Below are 25,878 nucleotides of genomic sequence, written 5' to 3' on the forward strand. Positions count from 1 at the left end.
GACCCCTCCCCAAAGCCGACCGGACCCTGCAAACCGTGCTCAAACTCCAGATGTATCGGCGTCACTCGAAAGAGGCTTTTGCATGAGCTTTCAGGACGCCACCGAGTGGATCAGGCTCAGCGGCGCCGGGCTCGAAGCAGTGATGAAGGCCGCGAAGGCCGACTCGACCGCCCTCTACCGTGACCTATACGCCAAGCCTTTCGGATTACGAAGGCTCGCTGCGGCTCCCGCAAAAAGGTCTAAGCGCGGGGGACCGCTGAGGGCATCCTATCGAATCGAGCGCCTGAGCCGCCGCATAGCGGAATCAAACCTTGCGGTCGATTCGGGAGAGATCTCGAGTTTGATTGAAAGGGTAAGATGGATGCTCTCGCCAGCGATAAGTCGTGAATGCATTGTATCGGCAATCTCACGGAACTCGTAGACGAAGCTTCGGAGTCGGTCAATAGGCTGATCGGCGTAGAACGCGAGGGCTCTCAGTGCGTCTCGAGCTTCGTTGGACCTAGTAGCGTAGCTTCGAAGCCTCCATGCCCAGTCCATGAACTGCTCGTAGACCGAAACGTAGCGATCCGCCATGTGGATAATCTGATGCACATCCCCCGGTTCTCCTGGCGCACCAAATGCAGATTGCTGAATTCGGTTGCTTAGGACGTTTTCGAAGTTCTCCGTTGTGCTCAGTACGATGGCAGCTTCGTGATCGAGAATTCTCCCGACTTCCGATATCTCTATGAATTCGGTCGGTTTGGAATAGCCCATGGAATAATCGAGATACTTGCCGTGGAGACTTTCAATCCCTTTGACCAAGGAGTAGGAATAGAGAAGGAATTCCCATCCATCTGGACGTTCGCCTACAAGCGTCGCCGCTTCGTGCTCGTTTCGAGGCACGTATCCGTTGAATTGACCAGATCCACTTGCGGGGGAATCGCTCAGCTTCTGTCGGATGGCGTTGGCGATACCGTTTACACCAAGTCTTTCTCCATCAAGATAGCTAATTGTCGGTCGCACTCCGGGGAGTGTTGTTCGATCTAGCTGAACTGGAAGCATGTACGGCGTTGGCTGATCTAGAGCGCGAACAAGAACGCTTCTTCTCTCAAGTCGGGTCCACGGCTTTGCTGCGTAGTGTCGCGATACGAATACAACCGCGAATCGAGATCGCTCCTCGTAAATTTTCGGAAAGTACTCGGTAAGCTCCTCGCCCCAAAGTGAGACCTCTTCGTCTTGATCGTAAAATACCTTATATCCGGCATCTTTTACCTGAGCTACAACTTCCTGAACGAATTGACGGTCCTCTCCCGCGAAGGAGACGGCGATATCGTAGTCAAATTTCTGGTCCATCTCGCGATTATGGCCGATCCATCGTCGTGGTGGGGTACCGACCTTGCACTGAAAGACTTGGGGTGATTGAGGTTGTATCAGTTTAGTGAGATACAGGTTTCACGCGGTCTTGATGAGACCCTAGGTGCTTCGATGTGAGGAGGACACAGCGATGGTTGGAGGTGGCGGCGCAAACCATGAGAGTGAGGTCCGGGCTCGCGAGCGGGTTGAGACAGGGGGGTGGTCGGCGACTTAGAGCCTGCGCCGCAGGCTCTTGGGATCAAGCGGAAGGTTGCGGAACGGCTCGCTCGTGAAGGTGAGTTCCGACTCCGATCCGGAAGATCGGCGGGCAGTCCTGGGACAGTTAGGGAACTGCTCGACTTCCTTGATGGGGTCGAGCCGGAGGGTCGGGTTCTGGGGGAGATGGACGGGCGCTGACCGGAAATGGCAGTCGGTCCTGCTACCACGGTGCTATCACAGAGCCGGTGATTGACTCAGGGGCGAACCGGAGTTGGCCCCTGAGCTGTGTATCTATATGTACTCCCGAGCGGATTCGAACCGCCGTTTCCGCCTTGAGAGGGAATGAACGGGCTCGGGTGCTGTCGCGTTCTGATTCACCGGCCGGGGCCCGCCTCTCGGAGTCGCCGGTTCGTCCATGCGGTCGGCTCTGCGCCCGCCGGGTCCTCGGGCCACGGGTGCTTGGGGTAGCGGCCGCGCATCTCGCCGCGGACCTGCGCGTACGGTCCCGCCCAGAACGACGCCAGGTCGGAGGTCACCGCGAGGGGCCGCCCGGCCGGGTCGAGCAGATGGGCCTGGACCTGGACGCCCGCGATCTGCGGGATCTCCTTGGCGCCGAAGAACAGCTGGAGTTTCATCTTGAGGACCGGGGTGCCGCTCGTGTAGTCGACGGCGGCCTCGGAGCCGTTGGCGAGGCGCAGCCGGACCGGCGCGGTCCGGTCGAGGTCCTCGGACCACGGCACGAGGTTCCGCAGCGCGGCCGCGGTGTCGATCCGCTCCAGGTCGCGGCGGCGCCGCGCCCGGTCCCACCACGGTTCGAGCCAGTCGGTGCCCCCGAGCAGCGCCGCGTCGGACACGTCGGGCCACGGGTCGCCGACCTCCTTGCGGCAGAACGCCATCCGCTCCCTCATTCGCCGCGCCGCGTCGGACCACTGGAGCAGCCCGAGCCCTTCGCGCCGCAGCCCTTCGAGGAGAGCGGCGCGCACGAGCGCCGGGTCGGGGTCCCGCACAGGTTCCGAGGCGTCCTCGATGGCGCCGACCATGCGGACGGACCGCGCGGCCACGTCACGCCGCTCGGGGTCCCATTCGACCCGTTCCACCAGCTCCTCGCCGACGAGTTCGCGGGCCAGGCCGCCGTCGATCGGGACGGCCGCGCGGATCACCGCGGCGGCGCGGCCGGGGGAGCGGTCGGCGTCGGCGATGGCGAGCCATTCGCTGCCGGTGAGCGAGGAGCCCTCGGCCGCGACGGCGCCGGTGCCTCCGGCGGTGAGCCACTGGCCGCCGCTGCGCTTGGCGACCCGCTCGGGGAACGCGAGGGCGACCACCGTGGCCGCCGCCTCGTCGTCGCCCACGTGCCGGTCGATGTCCGGGACGGCGCGGGCGAGGCGCCTCACCTCCTGCTCCCACTGCCGGTCCCGGCCGCTGCGCAGCTGCCGCCACTGCGCGAGGAGGTCGTCCCCCTTGCCGCGCTTGTCGAGTCCGAGGAGCGCGGCCACCTCCGCGGCCTTCGCGGACCCGACTCGCGCGGCCCCGTCCACGAGTGCCCGCGCGAGCCGCGGGTGCAGCCCGGCCTTGGCGAGGACCCGCCCGCGGTCGGTCGCCGCGCCATCGCTGTCGATGGCGCCCAACGCGATCAGCGTGGCCTCGGCGGCCTCGACGGCCCCGGCGGGCGGGCGCCCGGGGAGGGCGAGGTCGTCGACCGCGGTGCCCCAGCACGCGGCCTGGAGCCGGAACGCGGTGAGGTCCGCAGCGGCCACGTCAGGGACGGGCTGGGCGGCCCGGCGCAGGTGCTCGGCCTCGCTCCAGGCCCGCCACACGGCGCCGGGTCCTTCGCGCCCGGCGCGGCCCGCGCGCTGATCCGCCGCGGCCCGCGAGGCGGGCGCCGTGGTCAGTCCGGGGAGCCCGCGGGCGTGGTCGACGACGGGGCGGCGCACCAGCCCGGCGTCGACGACGATCCGCACGCCGGGGACCGTGAGGCTCGACTCGGCGATGTCGGTGGCGAGGACGACGCGGCGGCGCTCGCCCGCGCGCATGGCCCGGTCCTGCTCCGCGGGCGGCACCGAGCCGTGCAACTGATGTATATCGGCATCGAGGTGCCCGAGTCGCTCCGCGACGCGGCGGATCTCGGCGGCACCGGGGAGGAACACGAGAGCGTCGCCGTTGTCGGCGGCGAGGGCCCGGTCCACGAGGTGCGCGACGTGGGCGAGGAACCGCGGGTCGACGCGCATCCCGTCCGGGGGCTTCAGGCGCTCGCGCGGGGGCTCCCAGTGCATGGCGACGGGGTGGCGCATGGGCTCGGAGGCGACGGCGGGCGCGGGGCCGGCGTCACCGGCGAGGAGGCCGGTCCACAGGTCCACGTCGGCGGTCGCGGAGGCGGCGACGAGGCCGAGGTCGGGGCGCAGGACCTGGCGGGACTCGATGAGGAACGCGCAGGCGGTGTCGGTTTCGAGGTGGCGCTCATGGCATTCGTCGAGGACGACGAGGTCGGTCCCGGGCAGCTCGGGGTCGGCGAGGAGCCGGTTGAGCAGGACCCCTGTGGTCACGACCTCGATACGCGTCTGCGCGGACCGGCGCGTCTCGCCGCGGATCTGGAACCCGACGCGTTCGCCGGTCCGCTCGCCGAGGAGCGACGCCATCCGCGCGGCCGCCGCGCGGGTCGCGAGCCGCCTGGGCTCGGCGACGAGCACGCGCCGCGGCGGCCCGTCCCCGATGAGCCCGGCCAGCGCGAGCGGCGCGAGCGTGGTCTTTCCGGTCCCGGGCGGCGCGGCGAGCACCGCGGTCCCGGTGCGCGCCACGGCATCGAGGAGCGCGGGCAGCGACGCCCGGATGGGCAGGTCGGGCAGGACGGGCGGTTGCGGCATGCCGCCCATTCTCGCCGAGCCCGCCGCGGCGGCGGGCCGCGGCCGGGAGGTGTGTGCGGTGCAATGTGAACGGAGGTTCCAGATAAATCGGACATCCGGAGGCGCCCCCGGTTCAACGGTGCCACGAGGGTGCGACGTTCGGGCCGAGCGTGGCGCGGCGCCGAATGTGAACGGAGGTTCCCGGGCAAACCGGGCGCGCGGAAGCGCCCCCGGTTCAACGGTGCCAGGGGGGTGCGACAACGGCCGCGACCTGCCTCGCAGGTCGCGGCTGCTGCGGTGGTCGGGGCTCAGCCCAGGTTGCCGTCGGGGCAGGAGTCGTCGTTGGCGACGTAGGCGAGCACGATCGGGGTGTCGTAGGTGATGTCCTCGCCGCTCTCGGGCTCCTGGTAGAGGACTTCGCAGGTGTCGTGGTCGGAGCTCTCGGGGGCGGTCGGTTCGGCGGTGGCGTTCTGGAAGCCGTCGCTCGCGAGCTGGTCGAGGGCGTCGTTGACGTCCCAGCTGCGGAAGTCGTCGAGTTCGACGAGGTCCTCCTCCTCGGAGGTCTGCTCGTCCTCCTCAGATGTCTGCTCCTCTTCCTGGTCCTCGTCGTTGTTGCCGGAATTGTCCTCTTCTTCGGCGGTGGTCTCCTCGGGGGAGTCCTCCTCCGAGGCCTCCGCCGTGGTGGTCGGGTCCTCCGCGGCGCCTGCCGGGTCGTCCTGGTCGCCCTTCCAAGGGGCCCAGAGGAGGACGGCGATGAGGATCACGGCCAGGCCCGCGGTGACGATGAGGATCGGGCCGGTCGGGTTGCGCTTGGCCTGCTCCATCTCGCGCGGGGGCGGCAGGGGCCGCTCGGGGGCGCCGCCGGTGCGGTACTGGCCGGTGCCCGCGCCGGGGCCGTAGTCGTCCTGGAACGACTGCTGCTGCATGGGGCTGGTGTGCGCGGCGACGACGCCCGCGCCCATGGCCGCGCCGCCCGCGGCCGGGGTCATCACGCGGGTGGACTGGGCGGGCGGCGGGGGCGGGGGAGAGGCGAGGAACGCGGTGGTGCCGCCGCCCGTGCCCCCGGCGCGGCACACGCGGGCGAGCTCGGCAGCGGACGCGAAGCGCTGGCGCGGGTCCTTCGCGAGGCAGCGCATGATGATGTTCGCGACCGGCGGCGGGACGTCGGGAGGCAGCGGCGCGGGCGTGCCGGTCAGGTGCCCGGCGATGGCCGCGGTCGGCTCGTTCCCGGCGAACGGCGGGCGCCCGGCGAGGGCCTCGTAGCCGACGATGCCGAGCGAGTACAGGTCGGTCGCGCCGGTGAGCTGCGCGCCCTGGAGCTGTTCAGGGGAGGCGTACGCGAGGGTGCCCATGACGGTGCCGGTCTCGGTGAGCCCGGCGCCGCCCTTCGCGGCGGCGATGCCGAAGTCGACGATCTTCACCGACCCGTCGGTGTCGACCAGGAGGTTCCCAGGCTTGATGTCGCGGTGGATGATGTGGGCCTGGTGCGCGACGTCGAGGGCCTCGGCGGCGGAGGCCATGATCTTCAGGGTCTCGTTGGGGGACAGGCGCCTGCGCTCGCGCAGGACGTTGTCGAGGGCCTTCCCGCGCACGAGCTCCATGATGAGGTACGACACGAGCCCCTCGGGAGCGTGCTCCTCGCCGTAGTCGTAGAGCGCGACGATCCCGGACGACTGGAGCTGGGCGACGGCCTGGGCCTCCTGGTGGAAGCGGGCCCGGAAGCGGTCGTTGCCCGACAGCCCGGAGTGGAGCAGTTTGACGGCGACGACGCGGTTGAGCCGGGTGTCGGTGCCGCGCCACACCTCGCCCATGCCGCCCGCGGCGAGGCGTTGCTCTAGGCGGTAACGGCCAGCGATCAGGTTCCCGGGTTCCACCCTCGGCCTCTTTCGTTCATCGGGAGCAGGGCACGAAGGTGAGCTTAGTCGTGCGCCGCCTCCCCGCCCGCACGCGGCCGGGGGCGCCTGAACGGAGGATGGATCCCGTTGGCGCCGAAGACGAACGGTCCTTCTACGCCTGGTCCTCCGCGGGCTCCAGGGTCAGGCTGATCGAGTTGATGCAGAAGCGGGCGTCGTCGGGGTTGTCCCAGCCCTCGCCGTAGAACACGTGCCCCAGGTGGGAGTCGCAGTTCGCGCAGCGCACCTCGGTGCGGCGCATGCCGAGCGTGTTGTCCTCCAGCAGCTTCACCTTGTCGCCCGCGAGCGGGGTCCAGAACGAGGGCCAGCCGCAGCGGGAGTCGAACTTCGTCTCGGAGGCGAACAGCTCGGAGCCGCACGCCCGGCACCGGTACACGCCGCGGCGCTTCTCGTCGACGTACTCGCCGGTCCACGGCGCCTCGGTGCCGCCCTGGCGCAGCACCTTGTACTCCTCGCGGGTCAGCTTCTCGCGCCACTGCGCGTCGTCCTCACGTCCCATGCGACCCAAGTCTAGGCCGTGGAATCCGTGTCGGCCCGGGACGCGCGACACCCGGAGCCCGAGCCCGCGCCGCCGCCCGGCGGGGCCGCTAGGATCGGGCCCATGCGGTACCTCCTTGGCGACTACACCACTGAAGGCGGCCCGGGCCTCGTCGCGGCCGGGCCCGACGGGCTCGGCGAGCCGGCGATGGTGGTGAACCCCTCGTGGGTCCACGTCGGCCCCGAAGCGGTCTACACCCTCACCGAGACCGAGCCCGGTTTCGCCGGGGCCTGGCGCATCGGCGACGACTTCGCGCTCGACCGCGCCGGGCAGGGCCGCTCCACCGGCGGCAACAACCCCTGCCACGCCACGGTCGACCCGTCGGGGCGCTGGCTCCTGGTCGCCAACTACGGCGCCGGGGACGGCTCGGGCGCCTCGGTCGCGGTCCTGCCGATCGGCGAGGACGGCACGCTCGGCGAGGCCGCCGACGAGTTCCGCCTCTCCGGGACCGGCCCGCACCCCGACCGCCAGACCGGCCCGCACGCGCACCAGGTGGTGTGCCACGACTCGCGCGTCCTCGTCGTCGACCTCGGCTCGGACCGCATCCACGCGCTCGACCTCGGCGAGGACGGGAAGCTCACCCCCGCCGCGACCACGCAGCTCGAACCCGGCTTCGGCCCGCGGCACCTCGCGTTCGTCGGCGACCGCGCCGTCATCGCCGGGGAGCTCGCGAACGCGTTCGCCGTCGGCTCCTGGGACTCGCGCGCCGCGACGTTCTCCTTCGGCCCGGCCGTGCCGCTCCCCAGCGGCGAGGCCGTCGACTACGCGGCCATGCCGGACATCGGCCTCGACGAGGCCGCCCCCGAGGCGCTCCCGGCGGCCGTCGTCCCCGACCCCGAGCGCGGGCTCGTCTACATCACCGTGCGCGGCCCCGACCAGCTCGCCGTCGTCGACCCGGCCGCGAGCGCGCTGGTGCGCTCGGTCCCGGTCGGCGGGGCCTGGCCGCGGGACGCGGTCCTCACCTCGGACGGGACGCTGCTCGTGGCGTGCCAGCACAGCGGCACCGTCACGAGAGTGGACCCGACCGGCGAGCGCGCCCCGGTGACCGAGTGGTCCGTGCCCGGCGTCACTTGCGTGGCCCCCCTCTCCTGAAAACTGCATGCTCTGCAAAATTTCACCTCGGGCATCTTGTAAACACTGAGCACCCCGGTTAGGGTTACCCCATGACCGCACCGACCGGGCTCCGCGAACGCAAGAAGGCCGCCACCAAGGCGGCCCTCTCCGCGGCGACCTTCCGGCTCGCGATCGCGAAGAACGGCATCGGGAACGTCACGGCCGACGAGATCGCCGCGGACGCCGGCGTCTCGACCCGCACCTTCCACAACTACTTCCCCTCCAAGGAAGCCGCGCTCCTCTACGACTTCAACGAGACCACCAGTGCGCTCCTCGACGACCTGCGCGATCGCGTGAAGTCCCAGCCGGTCTGGGACGCGATCCGCGACGCGGCCATCGCCATGCACTTCGACGAGAAGTTCGACATCGAGATGATGCGCTGCCGCGAGCAGCTCATCCACGAGTCGCCCTCGCTCATCAAGGAGCAGTCGGGCCAGTTCATGGCCCTGTTCAAGGAGGCGATCGGGATCGTCGCCGACGCCACCGGCACCTCCGTCGACGACCTGTACCCCCGCCTCGTGCTCGGCAGCGCCCTGGTCTGCATCAAGACCACGACCGAGCACTGGCTGGCCGACCCGGAGGGCCGGTCCCTCCCCGAGGCCATCGCCGAGGGCTTCGCCGTCCTCGAACGCGGCATCACCCGGCCGCCCGTCCAAGGGAACTGACACCGCCCGCGGACCCCAGAGCACAACTGAAGAACAGGCAATACCAGGAAACCCGCCGCCGACGACGCCGTCGGCGAACACCACCCGACCGGTCCCGCCGCCACACACCCGACTCCTAGGCGGGGCCGGCCAATCATCCGATTGGAGCACCCGACCGTGGCCACCTTCCTCTACCGTCTCGGCAGAGGGTCCTATCGACTGCGCTGGCTCGTCCTCGCCGTCTGGGTCCTCGTCGTAGGCGGCGTCGGCGCCGCAGCCGCCACCCTTCAGCAGGAGACGAACCCCGAGTTCGTGCTCCCCGGCACCGAGTCGCAGGAGGCGTTCGACCTCCTCGAAGAGCGCTTCCCCGAGATGGACGCCGACGGCGGGTCCGCGCAGATCGTCATCCAGTCCGAGGACGGGCAGGCCCTCACCGCGGAGGCGAACGCGGCGGCCATCGCCGACCTCGCCGCCGTCATGGAGGACTCCCCGCAGGTCGCGTCCGTGACCAGCCCCCTCGCCACCGGCCCCGACGGCACCCCGATCGGGATGCTGTCGGCCGAGGACCAGACCATCGGCGTCATGCAGGTGACCTACGCCGAGCCCTCCATGGAGCTCGACGAGGACACCGTCGCCTACCTTGAGGACGCGGTCGCCGACGCCGAGGACCAGGGCATCCGCGTGGAAGTGGGCGGCGACGTCCTCCAGGCGATGCCGGAGACCAGCGCCACCGAGCTCATCGGCATCGGCGTGGCCCTCATCGTCCTGGTCATCACGTTCGGCGCGCTCCTGGCCGCCGGGCTCCCGATCATCACCGCGGTCCTGGGCGTCATGCTCACCACCGCGGGCATCCTCGCCGCGACGTCGTTCATGAACGTCAGCGAGTCCACCGGCACGCTCGCGTCGATGATCGGCCTCGCCGTTGGCATCGACTACGCGCTGTTCATCCTCTCGCGCTACCGCGGCGAACTCGCCAAGGACGGCCGCGTCGAGGACAAGCGGGCCCGCGCCGAGGCCATGGGCCGCGCCGTCGGCACCGCCGGGTCGGCCGTGTTCTTCGCGGGCCTCACCGTGATCATCGCCCTCCTGGGCCTGTCGGTCGTGAACATCCCGTTCCTCACCGAGATGGCCGTGGCCGCCGCGGTCACCGTCCTCATCGCCGTGGTCATCGCCGTGACCCTGCTGCCCGCGTTCGCCGGGTTCGCCGGGAAGCGGATCTTCACCAAGCGCCAGCGGCGCCGCATCGCCGAGGGCGTGCACGGCTCGAAGCCGAACGGCGGCAAGCGCTGGGCCGGGTTCATCACCCGCCACCCGGTCCTGGTGGCCCTGGTCGGCATCGTGGGCCTCGGCGCGCTCGCCTACCCGGCGACCGACCTGGAGCTGGGCCTGCCCGACGCGGGCTCCTCCTCGGAGGACACCACGCAGCGGCAGGCGTACGACCTCATCAGCGAGGGCTTCGGCGCGGGCTTCAACGGCCAGCTCATGATCGTGGGCGACCTCGACGACGGGGTCGACGCGGCCACCGCCGCCGCGGACGTCACCGCGGAGCTGAACGAGATCGACGGCATCGCGATGGTCGGCCAGGCCGTCCCCAACCAGGCCGGCGACACGCTCCTGGTCACCGTGATCCCCGAGACCGCGCCCGCGGACGAGGCCACGAACCAGCTCGTGCACGACATCCGCGGCGTCCTCGCCGACGACGCGGACGCGGACTGGTCGGTGACCGGCGCGACCGCGCTGAACATCGACATCTCCGACAACCTGAACGACGCGCTGCTGCCGTACATGCTCATCGTCGTGGGCCTGGCCGCGCTGATCCTGCTGCTGGTGTTCCGCTCGCTGCTGGTGCCGGTGCTGGCGACGCTCGGGTTCATGCTCAGCGTGTTCGCGGCCCTGGGCGCGCTCGTCGCGGTCTTCCAGTGGGGCTGGGGCGCGGAGCTGTTCAACGTGGACCAGCCGGGCCCGATCATGTCGATGATGCCGATCCTCATGATCGGCCTCGTGTTCGGCCTCGCCATGGACTACCAGATCTTCCTGGTCACGCGCGTCCGCGAGGCGTACGTGCACGGCGCGAGCCCCAAGGAGGCCATCGCGGAGGGCTACGGGCACTCCTCGCGGGTCGTCGTGGCGGCGGCGCTCATCATGATCTCGGTGTTCGCGGCGTTCATCTTCAGCGCCGAGTCGCTCATCGCCTCGATGGGCTTCGCGCTGGCCGCGGCGGTCGTGTTCGACGCGTTCGTGGTCCGCATGGCGATCATCCCGGCGGTCATGGCCCTGGTGGGCCGCGGCGCCTGGTGGCTCCCGAAGTGGCTGGACCGGATCCTGCCGAACGTGGACGTCGAGGGGGAGCGGCTCCAGCAGCGGCTCGCCTCCGACGCGCCCGATGACGAGCGCGAGCTCGTCGGAGCGTCCAAGTAGCCGAAGCCCGGAGGGGACTCGGGCCGACCCCCGGCCCGGGTCCCCGCGGGTGTCGGTGAACGGGGGACCCCATGACGGTCTTCTTCTTGGCGCTGCTGATCCTCATCGGCATGATCACCGCGGACTTCTTCGCACCCGTGCTCCCGAGCGCGACGCTGGTGACGGCGGCGGCGGGGCTCGTGTTCGGGAACCCGTGGCTGATCGGCGTGCTCCTGGTGGGCGCGGCGTCCTCGTCGTGGTTCGGCGAGTTCATGGGCTACAAGGTGTTCCGCGCGGTGCGGGCCGGGCTGCGGCGGCGCCCGCCCCGGTTCGTCGCGCGCCTCGCGGAGCGCTCCGTGATGGGGGCGGTGCTGAAGCTGGAGAAGCTGCTCCAGGGCAGCGTGGCGAAGCACCCCTACCGCACGACGATCATCGCGCGCTTCCTCCCGGCGGGGCGCACGACGCTCGCGTGGATCGCGGCGGGGGCGGGCGGGGCGCCGTACGGGCGCATGGCCGCGCTCGGCGGCGTCCTGTGGGCGGTGTACACCGTCAGCCTGGGCCTGCTCATCGCGTGGATCGCGGGGCCGGGCCTCCAGTCGCTGCTGGGGTCGGTCCTCACGGTGCTCGCGGTCGGCCTCATCCTCGGCTGGGTCGCCAGGCACTGGCAGCAGTCCCACGCCGACGAGGCCGAACCCGAAGCGCCGCTTGCGATCGAGGCGGCCCCGGCGGCCGAGCCCGGGACGGTCGCGTTCACCGCGGAGGCCGAGCCGGGGGAGTGCCCTCCGGCGCAGGCCGCGTGACCCATGAGCCCTGCGGGCCGGTCCTGACGGACGGGCCCGCAGTGTGCTCTGTGGAGTGTGGCCGGCCAACAATACTGTTGGCCGGCCAACGATTGATACGCTGCCCGGATGGAACCCCTCCGCACCACCGCCGTGACGTCCGGCGCCGACGCGTGCGGCGACGAGCAGCCCGCCGGGCGGATCGGCCACGCCCTCTTCCGCGTCTCACGCGTCCACCGCGCCGCCGCGGGCCGCCTCCTGCGCGAGATCGGCCTCTACCCCGGCCAGGAGGTCATGCTCGGCCGCCTCGCCGACCACGGCGACACCCGCCAGTCCCGCCTCGTCCTCGAACTCGGCATCGACCCCTCCACCGTCACCAAGATGCTCCAGCGCCTCGAACGCACCGGCCTCGTCGAGCGCCGCCCCGACCCCGGCGACCGGCGCGTCTCCGTCGTCGCCATCACCGCCAAGGGCCGCGACCTCCTCGACCGCATCGAGGACTGCTGGCGGCGCCTCGACGAGATCACCTGCGCCGGATTCGACGACGCCGACCGCGACCGCCTCGCCGCCGTCCTCGCCCGCCTCGAACACAACCTCGGCGCCTGCCAGGAGGACTGACGCCGGGGTTGCAGGACCGCCCGCGCGTTGATAGCGTCTGCCAGCGTGACTTCACCGCAGCGCACGTTCGGGCCCTTGGACCAGACCCACGCCGGATGGGGCGCCGCGGCGCTGGCCATAGGAAGGCCCGCCGTCGAACTGGCCGTGCAGGGCCCGGGCGCGATGCCCGTCACCATGTCGAACCACTCCCACCGCGAGAACTGGTTCGAACTCCTCACCCGCCCCCTGTGGGGCCTCACCGCCGCCAAGGACCACGTCCCCGACACCGTGTGGGAGCCCCTCGCCGCGGCCCTCGCCCGCGCCCTCGACGACGAGGACGACTGGTACATCGGCGACGCCGCCCGCGGCGGCCAGCGCATCGTCGAGGCCGCCTCCGTCGGCTGGGGCCTCGCCGCCGCCCCCGAGAAGCTCTGGGAACCCCTCGCCCCCAAGGCGAAGGACAAGGTCGCCGCCTGGCTCGGCCGGGCGTACACCGCCGAGGTCGCCGACACCAACTGGCACTACTTCCCGGTCTTCGCCGGGCACGGCCTCGCAGTCGTCGGCGTCAAGACCGACCCGGCCGTCGCCCGCGCCCACCTGGAGCGCATGGGGGAGATGCTCCTCGGCGACTCGGTCTTCGAGGACGGCCCCGGCGGCCGCGTCGACTACTACAACCCCTTCGCGTTCCACACCTACGCGCTTCTGCACTACAAGCTCTCCGGCGACGACCGCTACGTGCCGAACGCCGCGGCCTTCGCGAAGCGCTTCGGCTCCTGGTTCGCCGCCGACGGCGCCTCCGTCCCCTACGGCCGCAGCCTCGGCTACCGCTTCGCCCAGTCCTCGCTGTGGGGCGCGCTGGCCGCCGCCGACGTCGAGGCCGTCCCGTGGGCCGAGGCCGCCGGGCACGCCCGCCGCCACCTCGACTGGTGGTGGCGCCGCCCGATGCTCGACCCCGAAGGGCGCCTGACGGTCGGCTACTCCTACCCCAACGACGCCGTCGTCGAGCAGTACCTCACCGCCGGGTCCCCGTGGTGGGCCACGAAGGCGTTCATCGGGCTCCTGGCCGGGCCCGCGCACCCGTTCTGGACCGCCGACGAGGCCGTCCCCGGCCCGGTGATCGAGCCGCACAAGGCCGCCCGCGCCGTCCATGTGCGCGACCGCGCCGGGCACGTGACGCGCCTGAACGGCCAGGCCTGGCACCCGTGGGCCCGGGGCGGCCAGGCGGCATACGGGAAGTTCGCGTACTCGACGCTCGCGGCGTTCTCCCACGCCGTCGCCGGGCCCGGCCTCGAAGCGGCCGTGCCCGACGGGGCCCTGCACCTCTCGGAGGACGGGCGGCACTGGCGGGGCCGCGAGGACTCCGACGACGGCGTGATCGACGAGAACGGCGTCCTCACCGTCGACTGGCAGCCGTGGGAGGACGTGTCGATCACGACCTCCCTCGAAGCGGCCGTGGACGGCTGGCACGCCCGCGTCCACGTGATCGACACCGGGCGCTGCTCTACACCGGGGAAGGCGGCTGGTGCGTCCCGAAATCGGGGCACGTCGCGCAGGTCGGGGAGTCGAAGGCCCTCGTCACCAGCCAGGGCCTGCGCACGGAGATCATCGACTCGGGGACCGGGCGCGAGGCGGGCCTCATCGAGCCGATGCCCGGCACGCACCTGTACTGGCCCGCAACGGTCCTGCCGGTCCTGCGGGGCGTCCTCGAACCGGGGAAGTACGTGCTGAAGTCTCTGATCTACCTCGGCACGGAGTGAGCGGTCGGCAGCTCCGGGTTCGGTGACTCCAGGAGGTTGCGCAGGACCACCGCGGCGCCGCCGAGCGCGGCGGCCTGCGCGACGTCCCCGGCGAGTTCGACCTCCACGGTGTGGACGTGCCGCATGAACACCGACCGGTTCAGCCACTCGTCCAACACGTCCCGGTAGGCCTGCCCCGACTCGGCGAACGCCTTTCCGGCGAGCACCACCCGGCCCACGTCGAACATGTTCACGAGCGTGACCGTGGCGACCGCGAGGCGCTGCGCGGAGTCGGCGATGAGCGCGGCCGCGGCCGGGTCGCCCTCGCGGGCGGCGCGGCCGACCCGGTTGAAATCGGTGAGCGTGTCGGTGCCCAGGCCGAGCCGGGCCGCGAGCTGCGGGTCCTCCATAGCGCGCTCCACGACGGGGCGCGGCCCGGCCACGGGGTCGAGGCAGCCGCGGTTGCCGCACGGGCAGTCCTCGCCGAGCGCGTCGACCGATATGTGGCCCAGCTCGACGCCGTTCGAGGTCACGCCCCGGTACGGGTGGCCGTCGAGGATGACGCCGCCGCCGATGCCGCCGGACATGAACACGACCGCGAAGCTCGACCCCGACCCGCCGAGGGTCTGCACGCCGATCCCTGCGGCGGTCGCGTCGTTCTCCAGCGCCACGGGCAGGCCCGTCGCCGCCGCGAGCGTCTCGGCCAGCGGGTAGCCGGTCCACTCCGGTGTCGGGTGCGGCGTGATGACCACGCCCGCCTCGCGGTCCTGCGGGCCGTACGTCGCCAGGCCGATGCCGAGGACCTTGTCGCGCGGCACCGCCGCGTCCTCCAGCATGGCCCGCACGTGCCCGGCCAGGTCGGCGACGACCGACGCGAGCGGCCGCTTCCCGGACCCGGGCATGTCGTGGCGCACCACGACCCGCCCGGCCAGGTCGACCACGACGGCCACGGCCGCGAACTGGTCGAGCTGGACGCCGACCATGTAGCAGGCGTCGTCGCGGATGCCGATGAGCCGCCTGGGGGTGCCGCGGTTGGCGGGCACGGTGCCGACCTCGTGGACCAGGCCGAGCGCGGTGAGCTTGCGGACCGCGTGCGTCATGGTCGCCTGCGTCATCCCGGTGGCCTCGGCCAGCTCCACGCGGCTGGCGGCCCCGCGCTCGCGGATGAGGTCGAGCACCACCGCCAGCGTGGGCAGGCGGGTGTCGGCGCCGAACGAGCGCAATGCGGGCTCCTTACTCGGGGTGCACGGGCGGGTATCACCTTACTGGACGGGTCCGGCCGGGGACGCGGAGAAAACGGCGGGCGGCGCGGGCGCCCCCTGCATGGTCCGCAGCACGTGGAGGGCCCCGCCGAGCGCCGCCGCCGTCCCGGTGTCGGCCGAGACGAGCACCTTCGGGCGGCTCAGGGTCCGGCTCAGCGCGAGCCGCTCCAGCTCGGCGGCGACCCGGTCGCGGTAGAGGGTCCCGGCCACGGTGAACGCCGGTCCCGCGAGGACGACGGTGTCGAGGTCGAACAGGTTCACGAGCGTGACCGCGGCCCGGCCGATCCAGGACGCCGACCGCTCCAGGATCGCCGCGGCCTCGGGATCGCCTGCGCGCCAGGCGCGGGCGATCCGGTCGAAGTCCGCGAGCGCGCCGTCCCGCGCCCCGACCAGTCCGAACCGCTCGGCCAGCGTGGGGTCGTCGAGGGCCCGCGCGACGACCGCCTGCGGCGCGGCCTCGGCCTGCACGCAGCCCGCGCCGCCGCACACGCACGGCGTCGCCCCGCCCGCGAGCGGCACGTGCCCGATCTCGACGGCGTTCGAGGCCCGGCCCCGGTAGACCTCGCCGTCGACGATGACGCCGCCGCCGATCCCCGCGGCCATGTACACCAGGCCGAACGTGTCGGTCCGCGCCTCGCCCGCCCACAGCTCGCCGACCGCCGCGGCGGTCGCGTCGTTCTCCAGCAGCACCGGCAGGCCGAGCCGGTCGGCGAGCGCGCCGGTGAGCGGGTACTCCAGCCAGTCGGGGCCGGGCTGGGCGGTGAGCAGCACGCCCCGGTGGAGGTCCTGCGGCCCGTGGGTCACCAGCCCGGTGCCGAGGACGCGCTCGCGCGGCACCCCGGCGCGGTCGAGCAGCGCGCCGACGTGCCCGGCGAGCGCCGCGATCGTCTCGTCGGGGCCGCTGCCGCCGGTGCCCGGGAGGTCCGCGGCGGCGATGCGGCCCCCGGCGAAGTCGAGGACCTCGATCGTGGTGGTGGTCCGGTCGATCTGGACGCCGACGGCGTACCAGGCGTCGGCGACGAGCTGGAGGAGCCGCCGGGGCTGGCCGCGGCCGGGCTGCGGGTCGCGCCCGCTCTCGCGAACGAGCCCGTCGGCGATGAGCGGCCGCACGGTGTTCGTGATAGTGGCCGCGGTGAGCCCGGTCCGCTCGGCGAGCTCGACGCGGCTGATCGTGCCCTCGGTCCGCAGGAGGTCGAGGACGCGCCGGGCCGCGTTCGCGCGGGCTCCGCCCCGGTGGCGCATCGGCGGCCTCCTTCGGAAGTTCATCGGATCTTATTCTTGACACCTTAAATTTAACAGGTTAATAATTAGCCCGACGCCCGAGCGGGCGCACCCCCTCCAGTTCCGCGGGCGACGGCGCCCCGGATCCGAAAGGACGACGATGTCACCCAACAACGGACTGCGGCGCCGCGCCGCCGCCGCCCTCGCGGGCGCGGCCGTGCTCGGCCTCGCGCTCACCGCTTGCTCAGGGGGCTCCGGCAGCTCCTCCTCCAGCGACACCCTCGTGGTCTACACCGGACAGGCCGGCGACTACCAGATCAACTTCAACCCCTTCTCGCCCACCAAGATCGGCGGCATGGGGACGATCTACGAATCCCTCTTCTTCTTCAACAAGGCCCAGGTCCAGGACCCGGTCCCGCTGCTGGGCACCGAGGAGGCCTGGAACGAGGACGGCACCGTCCTGTCCGTGACCCTCCGCGACGACGTCACGTGGAGCGACGGCGAGGCGTTCACCGCCGACGACGTGGTCTTCACCTTCGACCTGCTCAAGGCCACCCCCGCGATCAACGGCGGCGGCTACGACGGCACGGCCGCGGCCGTCGACGACACGCACGTCACCCTCACCTTCGAGACCCCGATGTTCACCAAGGGCCCCGACCTGCTGAGCACCCCGATCGTGCCCGAGCACCTGTGGGCCGACGTCGACCCGACCGCCGACGTCGTCGAGGAGCCCGTGGGCACCGGCGCGTTCACGCTCAAGGAGTTCAAGCCGCAGGCGTACACGCTCGCGGCCAACCCCGACTACTGGGGCGGCGAGCCGAAGATCAAGGAGATCCGCTACCTGTCCCTGTCGGGCAACCAGGCCGGGGCCGACGCCATCGCCGCGGGGACCATCGACTGGCAGACCGGGCCGATCCCCGACATCCAGAACACGCACCAGAACTTCCCGAACTACGACGCGTACACGCAGTGGCAGAACCAGATGGTCCTCGGCACCTGCTCCAACCCGGACCTCGGCTGCGAGGGCCCGCAGACCGACCCGGCCGTGCGCAAGGCCCTGTACTACGCGATCGACCGCGACCAGCTGAACTCGCTGGCGTTCATGGACACCGCGAACGAGGTCTCGCCGGTGTTCACCCTGACCCCGAGCCAGGACCAGTTCGTCTCCGCATCGATCGAGGAGAAGACCGCGCCGCAGACCGCGCGGGCCGACACCGCCACCCAGATCCTGGAGGAGGCCGGCTGGGCGAAGGGCTCGGACGGCATCTACGAGAAGGACGGCGAGCGCCTCTCACTCACCGTCGAGGTCGTCACCGGATGGACCGACTACATCACCGCCGTCGACACCATGGCCTCGCAGGCCAAGGAGGCCGGCATCGAGCTCACCGCCGCCCAGTCCTCCTGGAACGAGTGGACCGACCAGCGCCTCAAGGGCGAGTTCCAGCTCGCGATCGACTCGCTGTGGCAGGGCCCGACGGCCGACCCGTACTACCTGTACAACTACTTCTTCGTGTCCACCGCGACCACGCAGGTCGGGGAGTCCGCGGGCAACAACTACGCCCGCTTCAGCGATCCGGACGTGGACGCCGCGCTCGCCGCGCTCTCCTCGCTGCCGCTCGACGACGTGGCCGCCCGCCAGCCGTACTTCGACACCATCCAGGCCGCGATCTGGGAGGACATGCCGTACGTGCCGATCATGACCGGCGGCACCACGAGCGTGTGGAACACCGCCGAGTTCACCGGCTGGCCCTCGGACGAGGACCTCTACGCGTTCCCGGCGGTCTGGTCCGCCTGGGACTGCGCCGAGATCTTCAAGCACCTCGAACCGAAGGGCTAGCGGGCCTTCGCCCCCGAGGAGGAGTCGAGACACAGTGAACTACTTCCTGCGCAAACTGAGCTTCTACGCCGTGGCCCTGTGGGCGGCGCTGACGCTGAACTTCGCCATTCCGCGGCTGCTGCCGGGCAACCCCGTCGACATCCTGCTGGCCAAGCTCCAGCAGCGCGGCGAGACGGTGACCCCGGAGACCCGCAAGGCGTACGCGCTCCTCCTCGGGGGCGACTCGTCCGATCCCCTGTGGATCCAGTACTGGGACTACCTGAAGAACCTCGCCAAGGGCGATCTGGGCGTCTCGGTCAGCTACTACCCGGCCAAGGTCTCCGACGTGATCCTCACGTCGCTGCCCTGGACGGTGGTGCTGGTCGGGATCGCCACGATCCTCGCGGCGGTCCTCGGGGTCCTGCTCGGCGCGGTCGTCGGCTGGAAGCCCGGGACGTGGCTGGACTCGCTCGTCCCGTCGACCACGCTCCTGGCGGCCGTCCCGTACTTCTGGCTGGCGCTCATCCTCGCCTACCTGCTGGCCCGCGTCCTCGGCTGGTTCCCGCTCCAGGGCGGCTACGACGTGGTCCTCACCCCCGGCTGGAACGCCGAGTTCATCGGCTCGGCGATCCAGTACGGGTTCCTGCCCGCGCTGACGATCGTGCTCGCCTCGGTCGGCGGCTGGCTCCTGGGCATGCGCAACATGATGGTCTCGACGCTCTCGGAGGACTACATCCTCACCGCCGAGGCCAAGGGCCTGTCGCCGCGGAAGATCCTGCGCTCCTACGCCTCCCGCAACGCCGTGCTGCCGTCCGTGGCGGGCTTCGCGATCTCCCTCGGGTTCGTCGTCTCCGGCTCGGTCATCACCGAGCAGGTCTTCTCCTACCCCGGGATCGGCGGGCGCCTCCTCGGCGCGGTCACCAACAACGACTACGCGCTCATGCAGGGCGTGTTCCTGTTCATCACCCTCGCCGTGCTGGGCGCGAACCTCCTGGTCGACCTCCTCTACGGCCTCATCGACCCCCGCACCCGGGCGCGGACGTAAGGAGCGGCGACCATGACGAACCTCAAGCCCGCCAACACCACCCCCGTCGCCGACGCCGCGGCCGCGGACCCGGCGGCCCCCGCCGCCCGCGCCCGCTCCGGCTGGCGCTCCCTCCTGCCGACCATGACCCCCTGGCTCGCGATCGGCCTCGTCCTCGTCGCCGGGATCGGCCTGTTCGGGCTCCTCGGGCCCCTGTTCGTGGGCGACCCGCAGCAGATCCGCGACCAGGGCCTGACCCCGCCGTCGGCGGAGTTCTGGCTCGGCACCACCCAGACCGGGCAGGACGTGCTCGCGCAGCTCGCCTACGCGACCCGCGGCTCCCTCCAGATCGGCCTGCTCGTGGGCGTCCTCGCCACCGTGCTCTCGGCGTTCTTCGGGATCTACGGCGCCTACCGCGGCAAGTTCCTCGACGACGCGTTCTCCTTGTTCACCAACGTGTTCCTGGTGATCCCGGGCCTGCCGCTGGTCATCGTCATCTCCGGGTTCGTGCCCCGCGAGAGCCGCGGACTGTGGACGATCGCGGTGGTCCTGGCCGTCACCGGCTGGGCCGCCTCCGCGCGGGTCCTCCACGCCCAGACCCTCTCGGTGCGCCAGCGCGACTACGTGGCCGCCTCCCAGGTCTCGGGCGAGCGCCCGTGGCGGGTCATCGTGGTGGAGATCCTCCCGAACCTGCTGCCGGTCATCGCCTCCCAGTTCGTGTTCGCCGTGATCGCCGCGATCCTCGGCGAGGCAGGGCTCTCCTACATCGGCCTGGGCGCCTCCAACTCCGCGACGCTCGGCACGATGCTCTTCTACGCGCAGAACGGGTTCGCGCTCTCGCTCGGCGCCTGGTGGTGGTTCGTGCCGCCGGGCCTGATGATCGCCCTGTTCGGCATGGGCTTGTCGCTCGTGAACTTCTCGATCGACGAGGTCATCAACCCCAAGCTGAAGAACCTGCGCCAGCACCGCAAGCGCGCCCGCCGGGCCCTGCGCCTCGAACGCGACCTCGCCCAGCGCGCCCGCCGCACTCCCGTCAAGGAGACCGACCGATGACGACCGCCCCGACCGCGCCGCCGGTGCTCACCGTCGAAGACCTCACCGTCGTGTACGAAGTGGACGAACCCGTCACGGCCGTGCGCAACGCCGACCTCACGCTGCACCGCGGCGAGATCCTCGGCCTCGCGGGCGAGTCCGGCTGCGGCAAGACCACGCTCGCGTACGCCGTCAACCGGCTCCACCGGCCCCCGGCGCGCATCGCCTCGGGCCGCATCACCTTCCACGACCGCAGCGGCGAGGACGTCGACATCCTCGCCCTCGAAGACCGCGAACTGCGCGCGTTCCGCTGGGACAAGCTCTCCATGGTCTTCCAGGGCGCCATGAACGCCCTCAACCCGGTCGGCACCGTCCGCGCCCAGCTCGCCGACACCCTTCGCGCGCACCGGCCCCAGATGGGACGCAAGGAGATCCGCGACCGCTCCGAGGACGTGCTCCGCCGCGTCGGCGTCGACCCCCGCCGCCTCGGCTCCTACCCGCACGAGCTGTCCGGCGGCATGCGCCAGCGCGTCATGATCGCCATGGCCATGCTCCTGGAGCCCCAGATCATGATCATGGACGAGCCGACCACCGCGCTCGACGTGGTCGTGCAGCGCGACATCCTCCGCGAGATCGTGCGCCTGCGGGACGAGCTCGACTTCGCGGTCGTCTTCATCACCCACGACCTGCCGCTGCTGCTGGAGATCAGCGACCGCATCGCCGTGATGCTCGACGGCGAGATCGTCGAGCTCGACACCGCCGCCTCGCTCTACCGCGACGCGAAGCACCCGTACACGCAGAAGCTCCTGGGCTCCTTCCCGAGCCTCTCGGGCGACCGCGGCGCCTTCATCCGCACCGGCGTCGACCAGACCACGCAGACGGGAGAACCGGCATGACCGGCGTGCACGTCACCGACCTGGTGAAGGACTACACCATCCGCAACGGCCTCAAGCGGACCCGCCTGCGCGCCGTCGACCACGTCAGCCTCGACCTCACCCCCGGGCGCACCGTCGCCCTCGTCGGCGAGTCCGGGTCCGGCAAGTCCACGATCGCGAAGATCCTCACCCGCATGGAGTCCCCGACCTCCGGCGCGGTCGAGGTCGTCCGCGACGACGGCACGCACGTCGAGAAGGCCGCCTACCGGCGCGAGGTCCAGATGGTCTTCCAGGACCCCTTCGCCTCCCTCAACCCCTTCCACTCCATCGAACACCACATCGCGCGGCCCCTGCGCATCCACAACCGCACGGCCGCAGGCGAGGAGACCCGACAGCGCGTGCTGGAGATGCTCGAACGCGTCAACCTCACGCCCGCCGAAAGCATCGCGCCCCGGCGCCCCCACGAGCTCTCGGGCGGGCAGCGCCAGCGCGTCGCCATCGCCCGCGCGCTCGCCCCCGGCGCCAAAGTCCTCATCGCCGACGAGCCCGTGTCCATGCTGGACGTCTCGATCCGCCTCGGCGTGCTCAACCTCCTGGGCCGCCTCCAGCGCGAGGACGAGCTCGCGGTCCTGTACATCACCCACGACCTCGCCACGGCCCGCCACTTCTCCGACGAGATCACCGTGCTCTACCGCGGCCGCGTCGTCGAACGAGGCCCCGCCGACGCGGTCATCCTGGACCCGCACCACGAGTACACGAAGCTCCTCGCCGCCGCCGCGCCCGACCCCGAGCGGCCCGGCCGCGTCACCGCCGACGCCCCGGTCGACCGCGACGCGATCGACAGCACCGCCTGCTACGACCACTTCGCGGGCGAATGGCGCGAAGCGGGCGTCCCCGGCGCCGACGCGAAGCCGGTCGCCCGCACCTGACGACCGCGCGGGACCGGCGCTCCCGCGAGACCACCACCGACCATTGAGGACCCATATGACCTTCCTTCCCGACACGTTCCGCCCGCTCCACGAGGGCTGGACCCTGACCGCCGCCGCGCTCCCCGCGGACGCGCCCGTCGACGCGGCGGCACTGGCCGCGGGCGTCCCGGCCGCCGTCCCGGGCGAGGCGCACCTGGACCTGCGCCGCGCCGGGCTCATCGCCGACCCCTTCGACGGGGACAACGAGGCCGCGCAGCAGTGGATCGGCGACACGTCCTGGCGGTACGAGACCGCGTTCACGTGGACGGACGACGGGTCGGAGCGCCACGACCTGGTGGCGCTCGGCCTCGACACCGTGGCGGCGGTGGAGCTGAACGGGACCGAGGTGGGCCGCACGCAGAACCAGTTCCGGTCCTACCGCTGGGACGTGCGCGGGCTGCTGCGCGAGGGGGAGAACACCCTCGCGGTGGTCTTCGCCGCCCCGGTGCCCGAGGCCGCCGCGCGCGCCGAGCGCGACGGGGCCCTGCCGCACACGAACCACCACGCGTACAACCAACTGCGCAAGATGGCCTGCTCCTTCGGGTGGGACTGGGGCGTCGACGTCGCGGGCGCCGGGATCTGGAAGCCCATCGGCCTCGACTCGTGGTCGGGGACCCGCATCGCGGGCGTGCGGCCCCTGGTCGACGTCGTCGCCCGCGAGGACGGCGGCCACGACGGGCTCCTCCGCGTCCACGTGGACATCGAACGCGCCCAAGGTGACGGCGACGTGGACGTCCTCGCCGTCGTCACCGGCCCCGACGGCTCCCCACTGGAAGCGGCCGCCACCGTCCCCGCCGGATCGACCTCCGCGGTCGTCGACGTGACCGTCGAGGACGTGCGCCGCTGGTGGCCCGTCGGCCACGGCGACCAGCCGCTGTACGGCGTCGACGTCGCCGCGGGCCAGGGCGCCTGGCGGGGCCGCGTCGGCTTCCGCACCGTCGCGCTCGACACGGCCCCCGACGCCGCCGGAGCCCCGTTCGACCTGCGCGTCAACGGCGAACGCGTGCTCGTGCGCGGCGCCAACTGGATCCCCGACCACGCGTTCCTCACCGAGATCGACCGCGATCGGTACGCGCAGCGCGTGGCCGACGCGCTCGACGCGAACGTCAACCTCCTGCGTGTGTGGGGCGGCGGGATCTACGAGTCCGACGACCTCTACGACCTCGCCGACGAGACCGGCCTGCTCATGTGGCAGGACTTCCTGTTCGCCTGCGCCGCCTACAGCGAGGACGACCCGCTGCGCTCGGAGGTCGAGGCCGAGGTCCGCGAGAACGTGGCCCGCCTGACCCCGCACCCCTCGCTCGTGCTGTGGAACGGCAACAACGAGAACACGTGGGGCTCGGTCGACTGGTCCTGGGCGCACCGCCTCGGCGGCCGCGGCTGGGGCGACGCCTACTACAACGGGCTCCTCCCCGCGATCGTGTCCGAACTGGACCCGACCCGCCCGTACTCGCCCGCGAGCCCGTACTCCTTCGGCGACTACCGCCACCCCAACGACGAGCGCTACGGCACGATGCACATCTGGGACGTGTGGAACCGCGTCGACTACACCGTGTACGCCGACTACCGGCCGCGCTTCGTCTCCGAGTTCGGCTTCCAGGCCCCGCCCGCGTGGTCGACCCTCGCCGGGGTCGTCCACGACGAGCCCATGGACCCCTTCGGCCACCAGATGCTGGTGCACCAGAAGGCGAACCAGGGCAACGCGAAGCTCCAGCGCGGCTGGCAGGGCCACCTGCCCGACCCGCGGTCCATCGAGGACTGGCACTGGACGACGCAGCTGAACCAGGCCCACGCGATCCGCTTCGGCGTCGAGCACTTCCGGTCCCTCACCCCCCACAACACCGGCACGATCCTGTGGCAGCTCAACGACAACTGGCCCGTGGTCTCCTGGGCCGCCGTCGACTTCGCCGGGCACCGCAAGCCCCTGTGGCACGCCCTGCGCGACATGTACGCCCCGCGCCTGGCGACGCTCCAGCCCCGCCCGTCCGAACGGGCCTTCGCCGAGGCGTGGGAGGGCCTGGTGCCCGAGTTCGACACGCTCGCGCTGGTCCTGGTCAACGACACCGGCGAGGACTACGAGGGCGCGTTCACGCTCGTCCGCGAGTCCTTCGACGGAACCGTCCTCGCCAAAGCCGCCGTGGACGTCGCGGTGCCCGCGCGCGGCGCGGCCACCGTCACCGTGCCCGCCGAGGTCGCCGCCTTCGGCGACCCGGCCGCCGAAGCCGTGGTCGCCGTCGCCGACGACGGGGCCTTCGCACCCGCGTTCCGGTACGGCGCCGAGGTCGTCGACCAGCGCCTCGACCCGAACCCGCTGCGCGTCGAAGCCGCTGCGGCAGAAGGAATCGTGGAACTGCGCGTCACCGCCGCCTCCCTGGCGCGGGACGTGTTCTGCCACGCCGACACCGTCGACCCGCACGCCCGCGCCGACCGCGGCATGGTCACCCTCCGCGCGGGGGAGACCGCCGTGATCCGCGTCGAGACCCCCGCCGGGGGCGCCCCCGAAGCGTTCGCCGCCGCCCTGCGCTGCGCCAACGACCTGCTCTAGGCCCTGCGCGCCGCCCGGCCTCGCGGCCGGGCGGCGCGCCTCTACTGCGGTTTCGGTCACAATCCTCCTACGGTTGTCACACCACAGGTGCCCGTCCGGCTCTCAGATCGGCAACAGCACCCGCCGACCGAGGAGGCCCCCATGGACCCCGGCGCAGACACCGCCACCACGGTGTTCACCGACCACCGCGAACTGCTCTTCGGCATCGTCTACGCGATGCTCGGCACCGTCGCCGACACCGAGGACGTCCTCCAGGAGACCTGGCTCTCCTGGGAGGCCCGCTCGCACGGCGACCCGATCGAGCACCCCCGCGCCTACCTCGTGCGCGTCGCCGTCAACGCCGCGCTGGCCCGCCAGGACGCGGTGCGCCGCCGCCGCGAGACCTACATCGGCCCGTGGCTGCCCGAACCCGTCCCGACCGGGCCCGCCGAAGCGGACGGCGCCGACCGCGCCGTCCGCGCCGAATCGGTGTCCCTGGCGCTCATGGTGGTCCTCGAATCGCTGACGCCCGCCGAGCGCGCCGTGTTCGTGCTCGCCGACGTCTTCGGCTACGGACACAACGAGATCGCCGCGATGCTCGGGCGCACCCCCGCGGCGGTCCGCCAGACCGCGCACCGCGCCCGCGGCCACGTGCGGGCCCGCCGCCCGAAATACGAGGTCGACCCGGCCGTCCACCGCCAGGTCACCGAGCGGTTCATGGCCGCCGTCTCCGGCGGCGATCTCGATGCGCTCATCGCTCTGATGGCTCCTGACGTGGTCCTCACCTGCGACGGCGGCGGCCTCGCCCCCGCGGCCGGGCCGCGCCCCATGCACGGGCCCCAGCGCATCGCCGAGTTCCTGGCCGGGCGCTTCTACCGCCGCGGCGAGGGGCTGACCGTGGGCTTCCAGCCCGTCAACGGCTCCCCGTCGGCCCTCATGGTCCGCGGCGGCGCCGTCGTCGGCGTCCTCATGCTCGACCTGCACGGCGAGGCCGTCACCGGCGTCTACGCCGTCACCAATCCCGAGAAGCTCACCCGCCTCCACTGAACGG

At 71.7% G+C, this 25,878-nt stretch carries 19 protein-coding genes; 13 read left to right on the forward strand and 6 right to left on the reverse strand.

Translation table 11 applies throughout. The features are described from left to right. Positions 1–267 precede the first annotated feature (267 nt). The 4 genes from B0I28_RS19325 to msrB all read right to left on the reverse strand — a co-directional run bounded on the left by B0I28_RS19325 (position 268) and on the right by msrB (position 6,800). A complete protein-coding gene (locus B0I28_RS19325; RefSeq protein ID WP_106365495.1) occupies positions 268–1,332 on the reverse strand; it encodes a TIR domain-containing protein in 1,065 nt (354 codons plus the stop codon). A 593-nt stretch (positions 1,333–1,925) separates the two neighbouring features. Further along, positions 1,926–4,409, reverse strand: coding sequence for an ATP-dependent helicase HrpB (gene hrpB / locus B0I28_RS19330; RefSeq protein WP_106365760.1), 2,484 nt, complete (start codon positions 4,407–4,409; stop codon positions 1,926–1,928). Between the two features lie 287 nt (positions 4,410–4,696). Continuing rightward, complete coding sequence (locus B0I28_RS19335) at positions 4,697–6,262, reverse strand: serine/threonine-protein kinase (protein WP_106365496.1); 1,566 nt, start codon at positions 6,260–6,262, stop codon at positions 4,697–4,699. Between the two features lie 133 nt (positions 6,263–6,395). Continuing rightward, complete coding sequence (gene msrB / locus B0I28_RS19340; RefSeq protein WP_106365497.1) at positions 6,396–6,800, reverse strand: peptide-methionine (R)-S-oxide reductase MsrB; 405 nt, start codon at positions 6,798–6,800, stop codon at positions 6,396–6,398. 102 nt (positions 6,801–6,902) lie between these two features. Here msrB and B0I28_RS19345 point away from each other — a divergent pair, with 102 nt between their 5' ends. From B0I28_RS19345 to B0I28_RS19370, 6 genes are all read left to right on the forward strand, one after another. Next, on the forward strand, positions 6,903–7,931 hold the full coding sequence (locus B0I28_RS19345; RefSeq protein WP_106365498.1) for a lactonase family protein: 1,029 nt from the start codon (positions 6,903–6,905) through the stop codon (positions 7,929–7,931). A gap of 71 nt (positions 7,932–8,002) precedes the next feature. Further along, on the forward strand, positions 8,003–8,617 hold the full coding sequence (locus B0I28_RS19350; protein ID WP_106365499.1) for an acyl-CoA-like ligand-binding transcription factor: 615 nt from the start codon (positions 8,003–8,005) through the stop codon (positions 8,615–8,617). Between the two features lie 156 nt (positions 8,618–8,773). Continuing rightward, a complete protein-coding gene (locus B0I28_RS19355; RefSeq protein WP_106365500.1) occupies positions 8,774–11,014 on the forward strand; it encodes an MMPL family transporter in 2,241 nt (746 codons plus the stop codon). 71 nt (positions 11,015–11,085) lie between these two features. After that, entirely contained in the window at positions 11,086–11,793 is a 708-nt protein-coding gene (locus B0I28_RS19360; protein ID WP_106365501.1) for a DedA family protein, read from the forward strand. A 108-nt stretch (positions 11,794–11,901) separates the two neighbouring features. Continuing rightward, positions 11,902–12,390 (forward strand): MarR family winged helix-turn-helix transcriptional regulator, encoded by a 489-nt coding sequence (locus B0I28_RS19365; protein WP_106365502.1) that lies wholly within the window; start codon positions 11,902–11,904, stop codon positions 12,388–12,390. Positions 12,391–12,435: 45 nt separating this feature from the next. Next, complete coding sequence (locus B0I28_RS19370) at positions 12,436–14,097, forward strand: DUF2264 domain-containing protein (RefSeq protein WP_181245864.1); 1,662 nt, start codon at positions 12,436–12,438, stop codon at positions 14,095–14,097. A 10-nt stretch (positions 14,098–14,107) separates the two neighbouring features. On the opposite strand, the gene B0I28_RS19375 is transcribed toward B0I28_RS19370, so the two are convergent. Together B0I28_RS19375 and B0I28_RS19380 are read right to left on the reverse strand one after the other, a co-directional pair. Then, a complete protein-coding gene (locus B0I28_RS19375) occupies positions 14,108–15,328 on the reverse strand; it encodes an ROK family transcriptional regulator (protein WP_106365504.1) in 1,221 nt (406 codons plus the stop codon). Between the two features lie 39 nt (positions 15,329–15,367). Beyond that, a complete protein-coding gene (locus tag B0I28_RS19380) occupies positions 15,368–16,609 on the reverse strand; it encodes an ROK family transcriptional regulator (protein WP_181245865.1) in 1,242 nt (413 codons plus the stop codon). Positions 16,610–16,748: 139 nt separating this feature from the next. Between B0I28_RS19380 and B0I28_RS19385 the strand changes: the two genes are divergently transcribed. The 7 genes from B0I28_RS19385 to sigJ all read left to right on the forward strand — a co-directional run bounded on the left by B0I28_RS19385 (position 16,749) and on the right by sigJ (position 25,874). Further along, positions 16,749–18,425 carry an ABC transporter substrate-binding protein gene (locus B0I28_RS19385; RefSeq protein ID WP_106365506.1) on the forward strand — a complete coding sequence of 559 codons (1,677 nt, stop codon included), beginning with the start codon at positions 16,749–16,751 and terminating at the stop codon, positions 18,423–18,425. Between the two features lie 34 nt (positions 18,426–18,459). Next, entirely contained in the window at positions 18,460–19,449 is a 990-nt protein-coding gene (locus B0I28_RS19390) for an ABC transporter permease (protein ID WP_106365507.1), read from the forward strand. A gap of 12 nt (positions 19,450–19,461) precedes the next feature. Further along, the gene (locus B0I28_RS19395; RefSeq protein ID WP_106365508.1) at positions 19,462–20,481 is read left to right on the forward strand and encodes an ABC transporter permease; all 1,020 of its coding nucleotides are present in this window, start codon (positions 19,462–19,464) and stop codon (positions 20,479–20,481) included. Next, positions 20,478–21,356: an ABC transporter ATP-binding protein gene (locus tag B0I28_RS19400; protein ID WP_106365509.1), complete on the forward strand. Its 879-nt coding sequence runs from the start codon at positions 20,478–20,480 to the stop codon at positions 21,354–21,356. The genes B0I28_RS19395 and B0I28_RS19400 overlap by 4 nt, the downstream gene beginning before the upstream one ends. Then, positions 21,353–22,264, forward strand: coding sequence for an ABC transporter ATP-binding protein (locus B0I28_RS19405; RefSeq protein WP_106365510.1), 912 nt, complete (start codon positions 21,353–21,355; stop codon positions 22,262–22,264). The genes B0I28_RS19400 and B0I28_RS19405 overlap by 4 nt, the downstream gene beginning before the upstream one ends. A 55-nt stretch (positions 22,265–22,319) precedes the next feature. After that, on the forward strand, positions 22,320–24,848 hold the full coding sequence (locus tag B0I28_RS19410) for a glycoside hydrolase family 2 protein (protein ID WP_106365511.1): 2,529 nt from the start codon (positions 22,320–22,322) through the stop codon (positions 24,846–24,848). Between the two features lie 141 nt (positions 24,849–24,989). Continuing rightward, positions 24,990–25,874: an RNA polymerase sigma factor SigJ gene (sigJ, locus tag B0I28_RS19415; protein ID WP_106365512.1), complete on the forward strand. Its 885-nt coding sequence runs from the start codon at positions 24,990–24,992 to the stop codon at positions 25,872–25,874. Positions 25,875–25,878: the final 4 nt, after the last annotated feature.

Origin of the sequence: Glycomyces artemisiae, assembly GCF_003002955.1 — a bacterium.
Taxonomy (GTDB): Bacteria; Actinomycetota; Actinomycetes; order Mycobacteriales; family Micromonosporaceae; genus Glycomyces; species Glycomyces artemisiae.

Coding starts and splice junctions, on each gene's coding strand:
- B0I28_RS19325 (WP_106365495.1), bottom strand. CDS start 1,332: ATGGACCAGAAATTTGACTACGATATCGCCGTCTCCTTCGCGGGAGAG.
- hrpB (WP_106365760.1), bottom strand. CDS start 4,409: ATGCCGCAACCGCCCGTCCTGCCCGACCTGCCCATCCGGGCGTCGCTG.
- msrB (WP_106365497.1), bottom strand. CDS start 6,800: ATGGGACGTGAGGACGACGCGCAGTGGCGCGAGAAGCTGACCCGCGAG.
- B0I28_RS19345 (WP_106365498.1), top strand. CDS start 6,903: ATGCGGTACCTCCTTGGCGACTACACCACTGAAGGCGGCCCGGGCCTC.
- B0I28_RS19350 (WP_106365499.1), top strand. CDS start 8,003: ATGACCGCACCGACCGGGCTCCGCGAACGCAAGAAGGCCGCCACCAAG.
- B0I28_RS19360 (WP_106365501.1), top strand. CDS start 11,086: ATGACGGTCTTCTTCTTGGCGCTGCTGATCCTCATCGGCATGATCACC.
- B0I28_RS19365 (WP_106365502.1), top strand. CDS start 11,902: ATGGAACCCCTCCGCACCACCGCCGTGACGTCCGGCGCCGACGCGTGC.
- B0I28_RS19380 (WP_181245865.1), bottom strand. CDS start 16,609: ATGCGCCACCGGGGCGGAGCCCGCGCGAACGCGGCCCGGCGCGTCCTC.
- B0I28_RS19385 (WP_106365506.1), top strand. CDS start 16,749: ATGTCACCCAACAACGGACTGCGGCGCCGCGCCGCCGCCGCCCTCGCG.
- B0I28_RS19395 (WP_106365508.1), top strand. CDS start 19,462: ATGACGAACCTCAAGCCCGCCAACACCACCCCCGTCGCCGACGCCGCG.
- B0I28_RS19400 (WP_106365509.1), top strand. CDS start 20,478: ATGACGACCGCCCCGACCGCGCCGCCGGTGCTCACCGTCGAAGACCTC.
- B0I28_RS19405 (WP_106365510.1), top strand. CDS start 21,353: ATGACCGGCGTGCACGTCACCGACCTGGTGAAGGACTACACCATCCGC.
- B0I28_RS19410 (WP_106365511.1), top strand. CDS start 22,320: ATGACCTTCCTTCCCGACACGTTCCGCCCGCTCCACGAGGGCTGGACC.
- sigJ (WP_106365512.1), top strand. CDS start 24,990: ATGGACCCCGGCGCAGACACCGCCACCACGGTGTTCACCGACCACCGC.